This is a genomic window from Escherichia sp. WS547 (genome assembly GCF_046486065.1).
Taxonomy (GTDB): domain Bacteria; phylum Pseudomonadota; class Gammaproteobacteria; order Enterobacterales; family Enterobacteriaceae; genus Escherichia; species Escherichia coli.
This window is the reverse complement of sequence record NZ_JBJQMA010000015.1, coordinates 102,255-117,955: the sequence shown is the minus strand read 5'-3', so window position 1 is coordinate 117,955 and position 15,701 is coordinate 102,255. Positions and strand designations below refer to the sequence as shown.

16 protein-coding genes are annotated in these 15,701 nt (G+C 52.6%); 6 read left to right on the top strand and 10 right to left on the bottom strand.

All coding sequences use genetic code 11. The features are described from left to right. Window positions 1-184: 184 nt before the first annotated feature. Window positions 185-592 (bottom strand): MarR family winged helix-turn-helix transcriptional regulator, encoded by a 408-nt coding sequence (locus ACJHWK_RS14840; RefSeq protein WP_001521151.1) that lies wholly within the window; start codon window positions 590-592, stop codon window positions 185-187. Between the two features lie 146 nt (window positions 593-738). Here ACJHWK_RS14840 and ACJHWK_RS14835 point away from each other — a divergent pair, with 146 nt between their 5' ends. The 3 genes from ACJHWK_RS14835 to ACJHWK_RS14825 are packed head-to-tail and all read left to right on the top strand — an operon-like array spanning window position 739 to window position 3,006. Then, window positions 739-1,332 (top strand): non-oxidative hydroxyarylic acid decarboxylases subunit B, encoded by a 594-nt coding sequence (locus ACJHWK_RS14835; protein ID WP_001521150.1) that lies wholly within the window; start codon window positions 739-741, stop codon window positions 1,330-1,332. After that, on the top strand, window positions 1,332-2,759 hold the full coding sequence (locus tag ACJHWK_RS14830; protein WP_000863205.1) for a non-oxidative hydroxyarylic acid decarboxylases subunit C: 1,428 nt from the start codon (window positions 1,332-1,334) through the stop codon (window positions 2,757-2,759). The genes ACJHWK_RS14835 and ACJHWK_RS14830 overlap by 1 nt, the downstream gene beginning before the upstream one ends. Before the next feature lie 10 nt (window positions 2,760-2,769). Beyond that, window positions 2,770-3,006: a non-oxidative hydroxyarylic acid decarboxylases subunit D gene (locus ACJHWK_RS14825; protein WP_000562982.1), complete on the top strand. Its 237-nt coding sequence runs from the start codon at window positions 2,770-2,772 to the stop codon at window positions 3,004-3,006. A 38-nt stretch (window positions 3,007-3,044) separates the two neighbouring features. Here the strand turns inward: ACJHWK_RS14825 and ACJHWK_RS14820 are convergent, their stop codons facing one another. The 5 genes from ACJHWK_RS14820 to ltnD all read right to left on the bottom strand — a co-directional run bounded on the left by ACJHWK_RS14820 (window position 3,045) and on the right by ltnD (window position 8,081). Continuing rightward, window positions 3,045-4,409: a GntP family transporter gene (locus ACJHWK_RS14820; protein ID WP_000104455.1), complete on the bottom strand. Its 1,365-nt coding sequence runs from the start codon at window positions 4,407-4,409 to the stop codon at window positions 3,045-3,047. 88 nt (window positions 4,410-4,497) lie between these two features. Then, a complete protein-coding gene (locus ACJHWK_RS14815) occupies window positions 4,498-5,274 on the bottom strand; it encodes an HPr family phosphocarrier protein (protein WP_001136925.1) in 777 nt (258 codons plus the stop codon). Window positions 5,275-5,278: 4 nt separating this feature from the next. After that, a complete protein-coding gene (locus ACJHWK_RS14810; protein ID WP_001278994.1) occupies window positions 5,279-5,917 on the bottom strand; it encodes an aldolase in 639 nt (212 codons plus the stop codon). Next, on the bottom strand, window positions 5,914-7,176 hold the full coding sequence (gene otnK, locus ACJHWK_RS14805) for a 3-oxo-tetronate kinase (RefSeq protein ID WP_170886087.1): 1,263 nt from the start codon (window positions 7,174-7,176) through the stop codon (window positions 5,914-5,916). The genes ACJHWK_RS14810 and otnK overlap by 4 nt, the downstream gene beginning before the upstream one ends. Continuing rightward, window positions 7,173-8,081 carry an L-threonate dehydrogenase gene (gene ltnD, locus ACJHWK_RS14800; RefSeq protein WP_000847993.1) on the bottom strand — a complete coding sequence of 303 codons (909 nt, stop codon included), beginning with the start codon at window positions 8,079-8,081 and terminating at the stop codon, window positions 7,173-7,175. Before ltnD ends, otnK begins: the two co-directional genes overlap by 4 nt. A gap of 195 nt (window positions 8,082-8,276) precedes the next feature. On the opposite strand from ltnD, the gene ygbI reads away from it, so the two are divergent. Then, complete coding sequence (gene ygbI / locus ACJHWK_RS14795; protein WP_001295181.1) at window positions 8,277-9,044, top strand: DNA-binding transcriptional repressor YgbI; 768 nt, start codon at window positions 8,277-8,279, stop codon at window positions 9,042-9,044. Window positions 9,045-9,094: 50 nt separating this feature from the next. Here ygbI and pphB read toward each other — a convergent pair whose 3' ends face one another. Together pphB and mutS are read right to left on the bottom strand one after the other, a co-directional pair. After that, window positions 9,095-9,751: a protein-serine/threonine phosphatase gene (pphB, locus tag ACJHWK_RS14790; protein WP_001141345.1), complete on the bottom strand. Its 657-nt coding sequence runs from the start codon at window positions 9,749-9,751 to the stop codon at window positions 9,095-9,097. 105 nt (window positions 9,752-9,856) lie between these two features. Next, on the bottom strand, window positions 9,857-12,418 hold the full coding sequence (mutS, locus tag ACJHWK_RS14785) for a DNA mismatch repair protein MutS (protein WP_001272917.1): 2,562 nt from the start codon (window positions 12,416-12,418) through the stop codon (window positions 9,857-9,859). Between the two features lie 75 nt (window positions 12,419-12,493). Here mutS and ACJHWK_RS14780 point away from each other — a divergent pair, with 75 nt between their 5' ends. Together ACJHWK_RS14780 and ACJHWK_RS14775 are read left to right on the top strand one after the other, a co-directional pair. Then, window positions 12,494-12,628 carry a hypothetical protein gene (locus tag ACJHWK_RS14780; protein ID WP_000611937.1) on the top strand — a complete coding sequence of 45 codons (135 nt, stop codon included), beginning with the start codon at window positions 12,494-12,496 and terminating at the stop codon, window positions 12,626-12,628. A 76-nt stretch (window positions 12,629-12,704) separates the two neighbouring features. Next, window positions 12,705-13,049: a nitrous oxide-stimulated promoter family protein gene (locus ACJHWK_RS14775; RefSeq protein WP_000015479.1), complete on the top strand. Its 345-nt coding sequence runs from the start codon at window positions 12,705-12,707 to the stop codon at window positions 13,047-13,049. Between the two features lie 38 nt (window positions 13,050-13,087). On the opposite strand, the gene ACJHWK_RS14770 is transcribed toward ACJHWK_RS14775, so the two are convergent. Beyond that, window positions 13,088-13,516, bottom strand: a complete 429-nt coding sequence (locus ACJHWK_RS14770) for a molybdopterin-binding protein (RefSeq protein WP_001521144.1) — start codon at window positions 13,514-13,516, stop codon at window positions 13,088-13,090. Between the two features lie 44 nt (window positions 13,517-13,560). Continuing rightward, window positions 13,561-15,639, bottom strand: a complete 2,079-nt coding sequence (flhA, locus tag ACJHWK_RS14765; RefSeq protein ID WP_021523231.1) for a formate hydrogenlyase transcriptional activator FlhA — start codon at window positions 15,637-15,639, stop codon at window positions 13,561-13,563. Window positions 15,640-15,701 lie beyond the last annotated feature (62 nt).

Genomic DNA, 15,701 nt, shown 5'->3' with positions numbered 1-15,701 from the left:
AACGAAGTTGGATGCAAATGTCAGATCGTGTGCGCCTGTTAGGGCGCGGCTGGTAAGAGAGCCTTATAGGCGCATTTGAAAAACCTCCGGCTATGCCGGAGGATATTTATTCTTTTGTTTGGGAAGTCGGTGTGTTTTGTCGCCTGGATAAGACTCGTCAGCGTCCTACCCGGCAATCAGCATCCTATTTGCTCATCATCTTGCGCACCAACTGCATAAACAGCTCCTTCTCTTCTGCACTCAAACGCCCCAAAAATTCCTCATCCACACTGTCACCAATGGGGATCGCCGCAGCAAGTACCTTTTCTCCTTCGGCAGTCAGCCAGACAAAGCGACGCCGCTTGTCAGCGGCGTCATGTTCACGTCTGACTAAGCCACGATTTTCCATTCTTGCCAACATTTCTGCCAGCGTTGCTTTGGTGCTGACTGCTGCTTCTATCAGTGCCACCTGTTCGATACCAGGCTTATCAGCAATGGCGCGCATCACCGCGTACTGTGGTTTGGTGAGGTCAGGTAACTCGTGCTGCCAGCGAGCCGTGTGCTGCTGAAAAAGCTGTCGTAACTGATGGAACGCTTTATTTCGTAACGCCATGTAAACTCCGGGCAAACTATCTGCCGCTATCATAGCGGTTTTTCAGTGACGAAGAAGATGTTGTTACTTTTCAGTGCTTGCCGCGATGAAAACAGAGGCGTATTTTAATAATAACGTTCGTATACGAACAATTAAGAGAATAAACAATGAGACTGATCGTCGGGATGACAGGGGCTACCGGTGCGCCTCTTGGGGTGGCATTACTGCAAGCGCTGCGGGAGATGCCGAATGTCGAGACTCATCTGGTGATGTCGAAGTGGGCGAAAACCACCATTGAACTGGAAACGCCTTACAGCGCTCGCGATGTTGCTGCCCTCGCAGACTTCAGTCATAACCCGGCGGATCAGGCGGCGACCATCTCCTCAGGTTCCTTTCGTACCGACGGCATGATCGTTATTCCGTGCAGTATGAAAACGCTCGCCGGTATCCGTGTCGGTTACGCCGATGGCCTGGTAGGGCGCGCGGCGGACGTCGTGCTCAAAGAAGGCCGCAAACTAGTGCTGGTGCCGCGTGAAATGCCGCTTAGCACCATCCATCTCGAAAATATGCTCGCACTTTCACGCATGGGCGTGGCGATGGTGCCGCCGATGCCTGCCTTTTATAACCATCCCGAAACGGTAGATGACATTGTCCACCACGTGGTAGCCCGCGTGCTGGATCAATTTGGCCTCGAACATCCCCACGCCAGGCGCTGGCAAGGATTGCCGCAGGTCCGGAATTTTTCTCAGGAGAATGAATAATGGCATTTGATGATTTACGCAGCTTTTTACAGGCGCTTGATGACCACGGACAGTTACTGAAAATCAGCGAAGAGGTGAACGCGGAACCGGATCTGGCAGCAGCAGCTAACGCCACCGGGCGTATCGGCGACGGCGCGCCCGCGCTGTGGTTTGACAATATTCGCGGCTTTACCGATGCCCGTGTGGCGATGAATACCATCGGTTCCTGGCAGAACCACGCGATTTCCCTCGGCCTGCCGCCAAACACCCCGGTCAAAAAGCAGATTGATGAGTTTATCCGCCGCTGGGATAACTTCCCGATTGCCCCGGAGCGCCGCGCCAATCCAGCCTGGGCGCAGAACACCGTCGATGGCGACGAGATCAACCTGTTCGATATCCTGCCGCTGTTTCGTTTAAACGATGGCGATGGCGGTTTCTATCTCGACAAAGCGTGCGTGGTTTCCCGCGATCCGCTCGACCCGGATAACTTCGGCAAGCAGAACGTCGGTATCTATCGTATGGAAGTGAAGGGCAAACGTAAACTCGGCCTGCAACCGGTGCCGATGCACGATATCGCCCTGCATCTGCATAAAGCGGAAGAACGCGGTGAAGATCTGCCGATTGCCATCACCTTGGGTAACGATCCGATCATCACGCTGATGGGGGCCACGCCGCTGAAATATGATCAGTCCGAGTACGAAATGGCAGGCGCGCTGCGTGAAAGCCCGTACCCGATCGCCACCGCCCCGCTGACTGGTTTTGATGTGCCGTGGGGTTCAGAAGTGATCCTCGAAGGGGTCATCGAAAGTCGTAAACGCGAAATCGAAGGGCCGTTCGGTGAGTTTACCGGGCACTACTCCGGCGGGCGTAACATGACCGTGGTGCGTATCGATAAAGTCTCTTACCGCACCAGGCCGATTTTCGAATCGCTGTACCTCGGCATGCCGTGGACAGAAATCGACTACCTGATGGGGCCAGCCACCTGCGTGCCGCTGTATCAGCAACTGAAAGCCGAGTTCCCGGAAGTGCAGGCGGTGAACGCCATGTACACCCACGGCCTGCTGGCGATTATCTCCACCAAAAAACGCTACGGTGGCTTTGCCCGCGCGGTGGGCCTGCGTGCGATGACCACGCCACACGGTCTGGGCTACGTGAAGATGGTGATTATGGTCGATGAAGACGTTGATCCGTTCAACCTGCCGCAGGTGATGTGGGCGCTCTCTTCGAAAGTGAACCCGGCAGGGGATTTGGTGCAGTTGCCGAATATGTCCGTGCTGGAACTCGACCCCGGCTCAAGCCCGGCCGGTATCACCGACAAGCTGATTATCGACGCCACCACGCCTGTCGCCCCGGACAACCGTGGTCACTACAGCCAGCCGGTGGTGGATTTACCGGAAACCAAAGCCTGGGCTGAAAAACTGACCGCTATGCTGGCCGCACGTAAATAAGGAGAACAAGATGATTTGTCCACGTTGTGCTGATGAACAGATTGAAGTGATGGCGAAATCGCCGGTAAAAGATGTCTGGACGGTCTACCAGTGCCAGCATTGCCTCTATACCTGGCGCGATACCGAACCGCTACGCCGCACCAGCCGCGAACATTATCCCGAAGCGTTCCGCATGACACAGAAAGATATTGATGACGCGCCGATGGTGCCGAGCATCCCGCCGCTGCTGGCGGAAGGTAAGCGCTAAATAAAAGGTCCGATGCCCATCGGACCTTTTTATTAAGGTCAAATTACCGCCCATACGCACCAGGTAATTAAGAATCCGGTAAAACCGAGAATGGTCGTTAACACTGTCCAGGTTTTCAGACCGTCTGCTACCGATAACCCCAGATATTTGGTCACAATCCAGAACCCTGAGTCATTAATATGTGACGCGCCAAGCCCACCAAAGCAGGCTGCCAGCGTCACCAATACGCACTGAATCGGATTCAATCCCATCACCGCTTCTGAGAGTAACCCGCCGGTTGTCAGGATTGCTACGGTTGCTGACCCCTGCGATGCACGCAGCGCCAGTGAAATAATAAATGCGGCTGGTAACAGAGGCAGGTCAATCATTTGTAGCATGTTGGCAAGGGCTTTGCCGACGCCCGATTCCACCAGCACTTTGCCAAATACCCCTCCAGCACCAGTAACCAAAATCACTACCGCCGCGGTGGGAAGGGCTGAGCCCATAATGTCGCTGGTGTGTTGTAAGCTCCAGCCGCGACGTAAAGCCAATAACCAGAATGCCAGCACCAGCGCAATCATTAGAGCTACCATTGGTGAGCCGATCAGCTGTAGCGTACCAAGCAGGGGATGCGAAGGCGGCATCAGTGTTGCGGAAACCGTACCCGCCATGATAATCGCGATAGGAATAACAATTAGCGAGGTGACCAGCGCGACGCCCGGTGGATTTATTTTATCGCTTAATTTTGTCGCGCCTTCCTCACTGGCCGGAGCCAGTTGCATCTGTTCCAGTACTTCCACCGACATCGCATATTGGCACTTATTGATTATTTTCGCTGCAAAGTAGCCAACAATCCCTACGGGAATAGAAATCGCAATACCGATGATGGTTAGCCAGCCGATGTCTGCGTGGAGTAACCCCGCTGCGGCGACAGGGCCTGGATGCGGCGGTACCGCCACATGAACAGTTAGCATGATTCCAGCGACAGGCAGGCCAAATTTGAGTGGCGATATTTTGGCAACCTTGGCAAAACCGTAAATGATTGGCGCAAGAATAATAAAGCCGACATCAAAGAAGACGGGAATACCGAGGAAGAACGCTGCCAGAGTCAGCGCAGCGATAGTTCGTTTGTCACCTAACTTGCGACTGAAATAATTAGCCAGTGACTCTGCACCACCAGAGTGTTCGATCATACGCCCCAGCATAGCGCCCAGACCAATAATAATAGTGACGGAACCAAGCACACCGCCCATCCCGGCGATCATCACTTTACCCACTTCGCCCGCCGGTATACCCGCCGCAAGTGCGACTAACAGGCTGACGAGGAGCAGAGCAACGAATGGTTGTACCTTTGCCTTGATGACCAGCAGCAACAGCATGATTACGCCAGTTAACGCAATGCATAACAATGTAATTGTGGACATGGGAAACCCTGTCTGAAAGTTATAGTTAACCTACCCCATCCGTAGATGGGGGGATGTATGGGTACGTTGTAATTAGGGATTTAACGAATTAGCGCCAGGCGTCAAACCAGCCAAGCCCTTCTTCGGTGAGGCCACGAGGTTTATATTCACAACCGATCCAGCCCTGATATCCCACCTCATCGAACAGGCGGAACAGCCACGGATAGTTGATTTCTCCATCGTCCGGTTCATGTCGATCAGGTAGTCCGGCAATTTGTACGTGCGCATATTTCCCGGCGTAGTCGCGGATTAAATGCGTCAGGTTGCCATCTACTTTTTGCGCATGAAAAGTATCTAGTTGAATAAACACGTTATCTCGCGCAACTTCTTCAACAATAGCCAGTGCCTGATACTGGCTGGAGAAGAGATAATGAGGCTTAACGCCGGGGCTGAGTGCTTCAACTAATATTCGCTTGCCGTGTGGCGCAAAGCGGTCGGCAGCGTAGCGGAGATTATCGATAAATACTGCCCTGTACCGTTCAGCATCTTCGCCAGCGGGCACGACGCCTGCCATCACATGGACTTGTTCACAATTGAGCGCCAATGCATATTCCAGTGCCAGGTCGATGTCTGCGTGTGCTTCGTGCTCACGTCCGGGAAGGGCGGATAATCCCCATTCCCCCGCATTAATATCTCCGGGAGCGGTATTGAACAGCGCCAGTGTCAGATGGTTTTGCTCCAGTTGCTTTTGGATTTGCAGGGTGGAGTAGTCATAGGGAAACAGAAATTCCACAGCATCGAACCCGGCTTTTCGCGCTGCGGCGAAGCGTTCAATAAAAGGCACTTCGGTGAACATCATGGATAAATTAGCTGCAAAACGAGGCATTGCATTAACTCCTTAATTCCGCAATTTCACCTGCGGTCAGATAACGGATCGGGCGGTCACCGAGAATAAAAATCAGCTTTGCCGTTTCCTCCAGCTCTTCCATATTGTTGGCGGCTTCTTGCAGGCTTTCACCGCAAACCACTGGGCCATGATTTGCCAGTAAAAAAGCCTGATTGTCTGCTGCCAGTTCCGCCAGATCCTGTGCGATGCGTTTATCGCCCGGTCGGTAATAAGGCACCAGCGGGACATTTCCCATCCGCATCACCACGTATGGTGTGAACGGACGAATAACGTTGCTGCTGTCCAGCCCTTGCAGGCAGGAAAGCGCCGTCGACCATGTGCTGTGCAAATGCACCACCGCTTTACAGCGCGGATTGTTGCGATACAGCGCCAGATGAAAGAGCACCTCTTTCGAGGGTTTGTCACCACTTAACCATTCGCCATCCGCGGCGACTTTGGAAAGCCGCTGCGGATCGAGATTGCCCAGGCATGAACCTGTCGGTGTCGCCAGTAAATTCCCGTCAGGTAAAAGCAGCGACAAATTGCCAGCCGAACCGGTTGCATAGCCGCGCTGAAAGAATGAACTGGCAATCCGCGTCATCTCCTCTCGCAAAGACTGCTCTACTTTTGCGAAATCGCTCATGATAAAAACTCTCTTTGGGCTCGTGAAAAAAAGGCTTCATCACCGAAGTTGCCAGATTTAAGGGCGAGTGAGACAGGTTTATCCAGTGCGTTTACCCACGGCACGCCGGGAGAAATGGTTGGGCCAATATGAAACCCTTTTATTCCCAGGCTCTGTGTGACTACGCCGGAGGTCTCACCGCCTGCGACAATAAAGCGTGTCACGCCTTCCGCTGCTAACCGCGCCGCTAGTTGAGAAAACAGTGTTTCTACTGCCTGACTGGCTTTATGTGCACCGTATTGCTGTTGAATTGCTGCCAATGCGTCAGTGCTGGCGGTGGCAAAAACCAGTGGAGCAAGTACACTTTCCTGGCCCAGAACCCACTCTGCCAGTTCGTGTGCATAAGCGGCCAGAGTTTCAATTGAGAGGCAGCGTGCCACATCAACTTCACGGGCTGGTGCAATTTGACGGTAATGTGCTACCTGGCGGTTGGTCATTTGAGAGCATGAACCGGAGAGCACTACGCCGCGCCCAGCGAGCGGATGCCCTGCTTTGCGAGCCTGGTTACCGTTTTCTTGCGCCCACTGCCGGGCAAGGCCAATCGCCAGACCAGAACCGCCCGTTAGCAGTGGGGTATCGCGCAAGGCTTCTCCCTGAATTTCCAGATGGTGTTCGGTCAGCGCATCAAGCACCGCGTAGCGGTAGCCCTCTTGCTGTAAGCGAGCCAGCTCTTGACGAACGGCATCCACACCTTGTTCGAAAACATGTGCCGAAACGACGCCGCAGCGCCCTGTGGATTGCGCTTCAACCAGACGGGGAAGATAGCTGTCGGTCATGGGATTTACCGGGTGATGGCGCATCCCAGATTCGGCCAGCAGTTGATTCATTACGAACAAATACCCCTGATAAACCGTACGTCCGTTGACCGGCAGGGCCGGAGAGAAGACCGTAAACGGCGTGTCGAGAGCATCCATTAATGCATCGGTAACCGGGCCGATATTACCTTTCGCCGTACTGTCGAAAGTAGAGCAGTATTTGAAATAGATCTGTTTGCAACCTTGCTGTTGCAACCAGCTCAGAGCCGCCAGCGATTGCTGTGTGGCTTCAACAACCGGACAGGAACGCGTTTTCAGGCTGATCACCAGTGCGTCGATTGCTTCCGGCATTTTACCTGTTGGAACACCGTTAATTTGTACCGTTGGTAGACCGTTTTCCACCAGAAAACTGGCGATATCCGTCGCGCCGGTAAAATCATCGGCGATAACGCCAATCTTGATCATGATTTCGCTCCCGGTAGAGTGATGCCAGAGAAAATCTTGATAACTGCGCTATCGTCTTCTTTCCCGTAACCCGCGTTACTGGCGCTGGTGAACATATTCAATGCTGTTGAGGCCAATGGCAGCGGGAAGTGCAGGGCTTTGGCTGTATCGGCAACCAGACCAAGATCCTTAACAAAAATATCGACGGCTGAATGCGGGGTGTAATCGCCATCCACCACATGACGCATCCGGTTTTCGAACATCCAGGAATTTCCGGCGGCATTGGTCACGACGTCATACATCACATCCAGCGGGATCCCCGCACGGGCTGCAAGTGCCATCGCTTCGGCTCCGGCAGCAATATGTACGCCCGCTAACAACTGGTGAATAATTTTTACGGTCGAACCTAGTCCCGGTTCTGCACCTATGCGATAAACTTTTCCGGCAACGGCTTCCAGCACGGGTGCCAGTCGTTCAAAGGCAATATTGCTACCGGAGGCCATGACAGTCATTTCACCGTTAGCGGCTTTTACTGCACCACCAGAAACTGGCGCATCCAGCATTTCCAGATCGAATCCAGCCAGAGCGGTAGCAATTTCTTGCGCATCAGCACTAGCGATAGTGGAAGAAACCATTACTGCCGTACCGGGTTTCAGATGTTGTGCAACGCCTGTTTCACCAAACAGCACCTGTTTAACCTGGGCCGCATTGACCACCAGCACCAGCAGAGCGTCCAGTTTTTCGGCAAACGTCGCGGCGTTATCAGAAACCCCGCAAGCACCTGCCTCTTTCAACGTAGCGCAGGCATTGCTGTTCAGGTCTGCGCCCCAGGTAGAAAGACCTGCGCGGACACATGACAGTGCTGCTCCCATTCCCATTGACCCTAAGCCAACGATACCGACATGAAACTCAGATCCCGTTTTCATCTGCTCTCCTTGTTAATTTAAGTGATATTTTGTTTGATATTGTGAATATAGGCGCTGGAAGATAACGATATGGTGAGCTGATTCACAAAAATTAACATTGTGTGTTATTTTATGTGAACTAAGCGTTAGTTGCGCCGCGCACGTTTCGCAGGCAAATAGCGTAGAATGTCAGCAGGACAAAGGAAGGAGCAAAAGTTGATACCCGTAGAGCGTCGCCAAATCATCCTTGAGATGGTAGCTGAAAAAGGCATTGTCAGTATTGCTGAACTAACGGACAGAATGAATGTGTCACATATGACCATTCGTCGGGATTTACAAAAACTGGAGCAGCAGGGAGCCGTTGTGCTGGTGTCCGGAGGCGTCCAGTCTCCGGGACGCGTGGCGCATGAACCTTCTCATCAGGTAAAAACTGCGCTGGCAATGACGCAAAAAGCGGCTATTGGCAAGCTGGCGGCAAGTCTTGTTCAGCCGGGAAGTTGTATCTATCTGGATGCGGGAACGACCACGCTAGCGATAGCACAGCATCTGATTCACATGGAGTCACTGACTGTGGTCACAAACGATTTCGTTATTGCGGACTACTTGCTCGACAACAGTAATTGCACAATTATTCACACTGGCGGTGCAGTGTGTCGGGAAAACCGTTCCTGTGTCGGGGAAGCCGCTGCGACCATGCTGCGCAGCCTGATGATTGATCAGGCTTTTATTTCTGCATCGTCATGGAGTGTGCGGGGGATTTCTACGCCAGCGGAAGATAAAGTCACGGTGAAACGGGCGATTGCCAGTGCCAGCCGCCAGCGAGTTTTGGTCTGTGATGCGACGAAATATGGTCAGGTGGCGACATGGCTGGCGTTACCATTAAGCGAGTTTGATCAGATTATTACAGACGACGGTTTGCCGGAGAGTGCCAGTCGCGCGCTGGCGAAGCAGGATCTCTCTTTGCTGGTAGCGAAAAATGAATAATGGCCTGCAATAACACCGGGTTACTCATGCTTCACAGAAGAAGCATGAGACTACTTTATTTTATAAAATGACAGCCGCCCGCTTTTCGGCGATCCGGTATCAATATAAATCTGGTTTGCGAACGTCTGAATGTTATCAAACATCATATGTCCAAATATAAAATAATCAGCGCCGTTTATTTGTTGTAACTCGCCATTAAGCGATTTCTGCACACGATCAACAGGCCAGAGTAGTTCTCTCTCCGCTATTTCTTTGCCAAAGAGATATTCATTCCCCGGATAATCTGCATGTGCGATGACATATTTTATTATGTCGTTAGTGATTTCAATAATATGTGGAAGGCGATGAAATTTCAGCAACAGATTTATTGCTTCTTGTTGTTCCGTCTCATTTAATTCAAAGAACCAGTCGCCGCCGCTGGCAAGCCACATATTTCCATCGCCAGTTTCGAATGCATCAAGCGCCATCGCTTCATGGTTGCCTTTAACCGATGTAAACCAGGGCTGGTTTAACAGGCGTAGTACGTTAAGACTCTCCGGCCCACGATCAATATTATCGCCGACAGAAATAAGTAAGTCGGTTTCAGGGAAAAAAGAGAGTTGATGTAAGCGGGATTGTAATAATTGATAGTCACCATGAATATCACCAACGGCCCATATATAACGATAGTGATGGGCATTAATTTTTTGATAGCGTGTAGATGGCATGGTTTTACCCTGTAAAATAAGATTTCCTATTATACAGGGTGTTTTTATTTGATTCGTCAGTTGTCGTTAATATTCCCGATAGCAAAAGACTATCGGGAATTGTTATTACACCAGACTCTTCAAGCGATAAATCCACTCCAGCGCCTGACGCGGAGTCAGTGAATCCGGGTCGAGGTTTTCCAGTGCCTCGACCGCAGGCGAAGTTTCTTCTGGTACGGACAGCAAAGACATCTGCGTGCCATCTACCTGCGTCGCGGCGGCATTCGGCGAAATGCTCTCCAGCTCACGCAGTTTCTGCCGCGCGCGTTTGATCACCTCTTTTGGCACGCCCGCAAGGGCTGCAACCGCCAGGCCGTAGCTTTTGCTCGCCGCGCCATCCTGCACGCTGTGCATAAAGGCAATGGTGTCGCCGTGCTCCAGTGCATCGAGATGCACGTTGGCGACGCCTTCCATTTTCTCCGGTAACTGGGTCAGCTCGAAATAGTGGGTGGCAAACAACGTCAACGCTTTAATCTTATTCGCCAGATTTTCCGCGCACGCCCACGCCAGCGACAGACCATCGTAAGTGGACGTCCCGCGCCCAATCTCATCCATCAGTACCAGACTGTACTCGGTGGCGTTATGTAAAATATTGGCGGTTTCGGTCATTTCCACCATAAAGGTTGAACGCCCGGATGCCAGATCATCCGCTGCCCCTACGCGGGTAAAGATGCGATCGATAGGTCCAATCTCGACTTTTTGTGCCGGTACATAGCTGCCGATGTAGGCCATCAGCGCAATCAGTGCGGTCTGGCGCATATAGGTACTTTTACCGCCCATATTCGGACCGGTAATGATCAACATGCGACGCTGCGGCGACAGGTTCAGCGGGTTGGCGATAAACGGCTCATTCAGCACCTGTTCAACCACCGGATGGCGGCCTTCGGTGATGCGAATACCCGGTTTATCAATAAAGGTCGGGCAGGTGTAGTTCAGGGTATAGGCCCGTTCCGCCAGGTTCACCAGCACGTCGAGTTCCGCCAGTGCGCTCGCGCTCTGTTGCAACGCTTCCAGATGCGGCAACAGCAGGTCGAACAGCTCTTCATAAAGCTGTTTTTCCAGTGCCAGTGCTTTGCCTTTTGAAGTGAGAACTTTGTCTTCGTACTCTTTTAGCTCTGGAATAATGTAGCGCTCGGCGTTTTTCAGCGTCTGGCGACGCATGTAATTGATGGGTGCCAGATGGCTTTGTCCACGGCTGATCTGAATGTAATAACCATGAACCGCGTTAAAGCCGACTTTCAGGGTGTCCAGGCCAGTACGTTCACGCTCGCGGACTTCCAGACGCTCCAGATAATCGGTCGCGCCGTCAGCCAGCGCGCGCCACTCATCCAGCTCTTCGTTATAGCCCGGTGCGATAACACCACCGTCGCGTACCAGCACCGGCGGTGTGTCGATGATTGCTCGCTCCAGCAGATCGCGCAGCTCGGCAAACTCGCCCATTTTTTCACGCAGCGCCTGTACCGGAGCGCTATCGACATTTTCTAACTGCGCGCGCAGCTCCGGCAGTTGCTGGAAAGCGTGACGCATACGGGCCAGATCGCGTGGGCGAGCAGTTCGTAAAGCCAGACGCGCCAGAATACGTTCCAGGTCGCCGACCTGACGCAGTACCGGCTGCAGCTCGGCGGTGAAATCCTGCAATGCGCCAATAGTTTGCTGGCGCTCAAGCAAGACGCGGGTATCGCGCACTGGCATATGCAGCCAGCGTTTCAGCATACGGCTGCCCATCGGCGTGACGGTGCAGTCGAGCACAGAAGCCAGCGTATTTTCCGCACCGCCCGCCAGGTTCTGGGTAATTTCCAGGTTACGACGCGTCGCGGCATCCATAATGATGCTGTCCTGCTCACGTTCCATGGTGATAGAACGAATATGCGGCAGGGTCGTGCGTTGAGTATCTTTCGCATACTGCAACAGACAACCGGCAGCACAAAGTCCGCGCGGCGCGTTCTCGACGCCAAAACCGACCAGATCGCGGGTGCCAAATTGCAGATTCAACTGCTGGCGCGCGGTGTCGATTTCAAACTCCCACAGCGGGCGACGGCGCAGTCCGCGACGACCTTCAATCAGCGACATCTCGGCGAAATTTTCTGCATACAACAGCTCTGCCGGATTAGTGCGTTGCAGCTCTGCCGCCATCGTTTCGCGGTCAGCCGGTTCGCTCAGGCGAAAACGCCCGGAACTGATATCCAGCGTCGCGTAGCCGAAACCTTTGCTGTCCTGCCAGATAGCCGCCAGCAGGTTATCCTGACGCTCCTGCAACAGCGCTTCATCGCTGATGGTGCCCGGCGTAACGATACGCACAACTTTGCGCTCAACCGGACCTTTGCTGGTCGCTGGATCGCCAATTTGTTCGCAGATGGCAACGGACTCGCCCTGATTCACCAGTTTGGCGAGGTAGTTTTCCACCGCATGGTAGGGGATCCCCGCCATCGGGATCGGCTCTCCCGCCGAAGCACCGCGTTTGGTCAGTGAAATATCCAGCAGTTGCGACGCGCGTTTTGCGTCGTCATAAAACAGTTCATAAAAATCACCCATCCGGTAAAACAGCAGGATCTCGGGATGCTGGGCTTTCAGCTTGAGATACTGCTGCATCATGGGCGTATGGGCATCGAAATTTTCTATTGCACTCATGGGGTTATGTCCGGTTCCCTGATATTAAATGAGGTGTGATGGTTTTTATTTTCGTTGTAATCACATAAGGCGCACATGATACCGGAGTTAATCATTTCAGGGGAAGAAGCGAACGGCGAGTTCTTGATGGTGATTCCGGGAAAGATGCTGTTTTGCAGCTTTTGCGTGATGCTTATGAAGCAGGTACGCAAAATTGCGTCGGTTGAATAAACCTCCTCCTTCAGAGCCATAGTCCCCTTTCAAATTAAGTTGTAATATAAATACACCTTAAGAGTATGGAGGCAGCATGTCCGGCAAGCGTATCTCTCGTGAAAAACTGACGATTAAAAAAATGATCGATCTTTATCAAGCGAAATGCCCGCAGGCGTCAGCGGAGCCGGAGCATTACGACGCGCTGTTTGCCTACGCGCAAAAGCGGCTGGATAAATGTGTGTTCGGCGAAGAGAAACCAGCCTGTAAGCAGTGTCCGGTGCACTGTTACCAGCCTGCAAAGCGTGAAGAGATGAAACAGATTATGCGTTGGGCCGGGCCGAGAATGCTGTGGCGTCATCCGATCTTAACCGTGCGTCATCTCATCGATGACAAGCGTCCGGTGCCGGAGTTGCCAGAAAAATATCGTCCAAAGAAATAAATCTGCCGGAGAGCCATACTCTCCGGCAAATAAGGCGTTTACGCTTTGGTGGCAATCAGGATGGCTGATGCTTTGATCAATGCAATAACGCGCGAGCCAGTGGTGAGTTTCATTTCATCCTGACTTTCATTTGTTACCACTGCCACAATTTCAAAACCCGCATCCGTTTTGATATGGACAGTGGCGTTCACTGCGCCTTCGGTGATTGTCGACACGCTGCCAGCAAACTGGTTGCGAGCAGAGAATTTCAGTCCACAGCCTTCCGTTGCCAGCGTTACCCACGGGGCTTTAATCAGGGCAATCGCTTCTTTCCCTTTCGCCAGACCCAGCGCTTGCTGGCTGCTGTGAGTCACAATTGCCACCAGCTTTGCACCACCTGCCAGCGTCAGTTCTACTTCATCATTCACAGCGCCCATTGCTACTGCGCTAACTGTTCCGGTTAATTGATTTCTTGCTGAAACTGCCATACTGCCTCCTTTCATTGAATGTTGATCGAGTATAACCACATCTGCTAAATCAATGCCGATTTATCAATTCCAAGCCGCTTCATCCGTGACAGCAGGGTCGTGCGTTTCAGCCCCAGACGTTGCGCAGCGCCTTTAGGCCCGGCAACCACGCCGTTGGTTTCTTTCAGCACGCGAACAATCAACTGATATTCATCTTCGCCCTCTTGGGCGACAACCGTTGCGGCAGGCGGCGTTTCAGGCTCCGGTAAAGCAATATCAGGCAATGACAGCTGCAGCACGTTGCCGCGTGTTAGCAATACCGCGCGCTCAATGACATTTTCCAGTTCGCGTACGTTACCCGGCCACTCCATGTTGCTCAAGGTGCGCAGCGTCTCCGCAGGAATGCTGTCGATATTGCGCCCCAGACGACGGGCAATTTTGAAGGTAAAGGCTTTCGCCAGCAGCGGAATATCTTCCGGACGCTCGCGTAGTGGCGGCAGGTGGATCGGGAATACATTCAGGCGGTAATAGAGATCGCTACGGAACTCACGGTCGGCGACCATTTTTTTCAGATCGCGGTTAGTTGCGGCGATTAGACGCACGTCCGTCTGAATGATTTTGTTGCTGCCGAGACGTTCAAACTCCTGTTCCTGTAATACACGCAGCAACTTCGGCTGTAACTCCAGTGGCATATCGCCCACTTCGTCGAGGAACAGGGAGCTTTTATCCGCCAGTTCAAAACGACCGATACGCTGGGCGCTGGCACCGGTAAAAGCCCCACGCTCATGACCAAACAGATCGCTCTCCAGCAATCCGGCAGGCATTGCCGCGCAGTTCATTTTGACCATGCGGCGATTATTACGCCCACTGAGATTATGGATAGCACGGGCAATCAGCTCTTTACCCGTGCCAGTTTCACCGAGGATCAGCACGGTACTGTCACTTTGCGCCACCATTTCAACTTGTTTAAGTACGCTGTACATGGCTTCGCTGCGGCCAATAATCTCGCCAAATTCACTATCAACATTGTTGAGCTGCTCGGTCAGGGCGAGGTTTTCATCAACCAGCCGTTCTTTCAGACGATGAATTTCCTGATAGGCGAGGGCGTTATCGACAGCGATTGCCACACGTTCGGCAATCTGGCGCAGTAAGCTCAGATTGGTAGTGGTAAATACTTTCTCTTCGCATTGCGCCAGTTTCAGCACGCCCAGCATGGTGTTGCCAGACATCAGCGGTAACAGGCACAAGGTTTGAATCTGGTTGCCCCAGGTGTCGAACAACATGCGTTCATAGGGGGCTAAATCGTCCCGCTCGTGGAGATTAATCAACAACATCTCTTTACTTTTGAACACGCGTTCGGTGAGGGTTCCGGCTTCATCGACTTCGCTCTGTTCGTGGGCGGGATGCTGTTTATCAAGATAGTGAGTGGAGTAGATGTTGAGTTTGTTTTTACGGTGGCTGCGTAAGACGATGCTGATATCGTCAATGTCGAAGTAGTAATGGATTTCTTTGGCGACTTCGCTGACCAGTTCGTCCATATCCAGGCGGGAAAGCACCGCGTTGGTAATGGCAACCAGGATGCGGAAGTTATCGCGCTCCCGGCATAACAACTCATAGTCGACATTATTGACGACGCGGCTCTGGATTTGTTCGGTGACGACAGAAACGATCTGCGTAAATGTTTGCAGACGATTGAACTCTTTTTCGCTCCAGGGGCGATCGTCATAACGAATAAATTCACAGCCACCAAAAATATGCCCTTCCGCCGCCAGTGGCATCAGGCAATAGTGACCAAATTTGGGGTATAGCCCACCTGCGGCCAGCTGCGGCCAGGTTTCACAAAATTCTTCGTAACTGCAATGCAGCGTATCAGGGCGCGACAAAATGCTGCGTACCGGACCGTGTGCCAGAACAGTTTCGTCTTCATATTTAATGGGGGTGTCTTTTTCACGCGATGCGTAATAAGACGCACGTTGAGTCTGCGCTTGCCACAACACAATAGCCGCGTTGTCGGCGAGCGCAGAACGCTTTACCAGTTGCGAAAGAGCCTCACACAGCGAGGCCAGATCGGGCTGCTGCAATAGTGTCCGAGTGATGTCGAACAACCCTTGTTGTCCGAGATCACTCATCGGTGTATATGACATTTTGTTCTTCCAGGAAAGCACCGCAAAGCGGTGCAAAAGGTCATTGACTAACTATAGGAGAT

Coding starts and splice junctions, on each gene's coding strand:
- ACJHWK_RS14780 (WP_000611937.1), top strand. CDS start 12,494: ATGATACCGGAGTTAATCATTTCAGGGGAAGAAGCGAACGGCGAGTTC.
- ACJHWK_RS14835 (WP_001521150.1), top strand. CDS start 739: ATGAGACTGATCGTCGGGATGACAGGGGCTACCGGTGCGCCTCTTGGG.
- ACJHWK_RS14775 (WP_000015479.1), top strand. CDS start 12,705: ATGTCCGGCAAGCGTATCTCTCGTGAAAAACTGACGATTAAAAAAATG.
- pphB (WP_001141345.1), bottom strand. CDS start 9,751: ATGCCATCTACACGCTATCAAAAAATTAATGCCCATCACTATCGTTAT.
- ACJHWK_RS14825 (WP_000562982.1), top strand. CDS start 2,770: ATGATTTGTCCACGTTGTGCTGATGAACAGATTGAAGTGATGGCGAAA.
- flhA (WP_021523231.1), bottom strand. CDS start 15,639: ATGTCATATACACCGATGAGTGATCTCGGACAACAAGGGTTGTTCGAC.
- otnK (WP_170886087.1), bottom strand. CDS start 7,176: ATGATCAAGATTGGCGTTATCGCCGATGATTTTACCGGCGCGACGGAT.
- ACJHWK_RS14810 (WP_001278994.1), bottom strand. CDS start 5,917: ATGAGCGATTTCGCAAAAGTAGAGCAGTCTTTGCGAGAGGAGATGACG.
- ACJHWK_RS14830 (WP_000863205.1), top strand. CDS start 1,332: ATGGCATTTGATGATTTACGCAGCTTTTTACAGGCGCTTGATGACCAC.
- ltnD (WP_000847993.1), bottom strand. CDS start 8,081: ATGAAAACGGGATCTGAGTTTCATGTCGGTATCGTTGGCTTAGGGTCA.
- mutS (WP_001272917.1), bottom strand. CDS start 12,418: ATGAGTGCAATAGAAAATTTCGATGCCCATACGCCCATGATGCAGCAG.
- ACJHWK_RS14815 (WP_001136925.1), bottom strand. CDS start 5,274: ATGCCTCGTTTTGCAGCTAATTTATCCATGATGTTCACCGAAGTGCCT.
- ACJHWK_RS14770 (WP_001521144.1), bottom strand. CDS start 13,516: ATGGCAGTTTCAGCAAGAAATCAATTAACCGGAACAGTTAGCGCAGTA.
- ACJHWK_RS14840 (WP_001521151.1), bottom strand. CDS start 592: ATGGCGTTACGAAATAAAGCGTTCCATCAGTTACGACAGCTTTTTCAG.
- ACJHWK_RS14820 (WP_000104455.1), bottom strand. CDS start 4,409: ATGTCCACAATTACATTGTTATGCATTGCGTTAACTGGCGTAATCATG.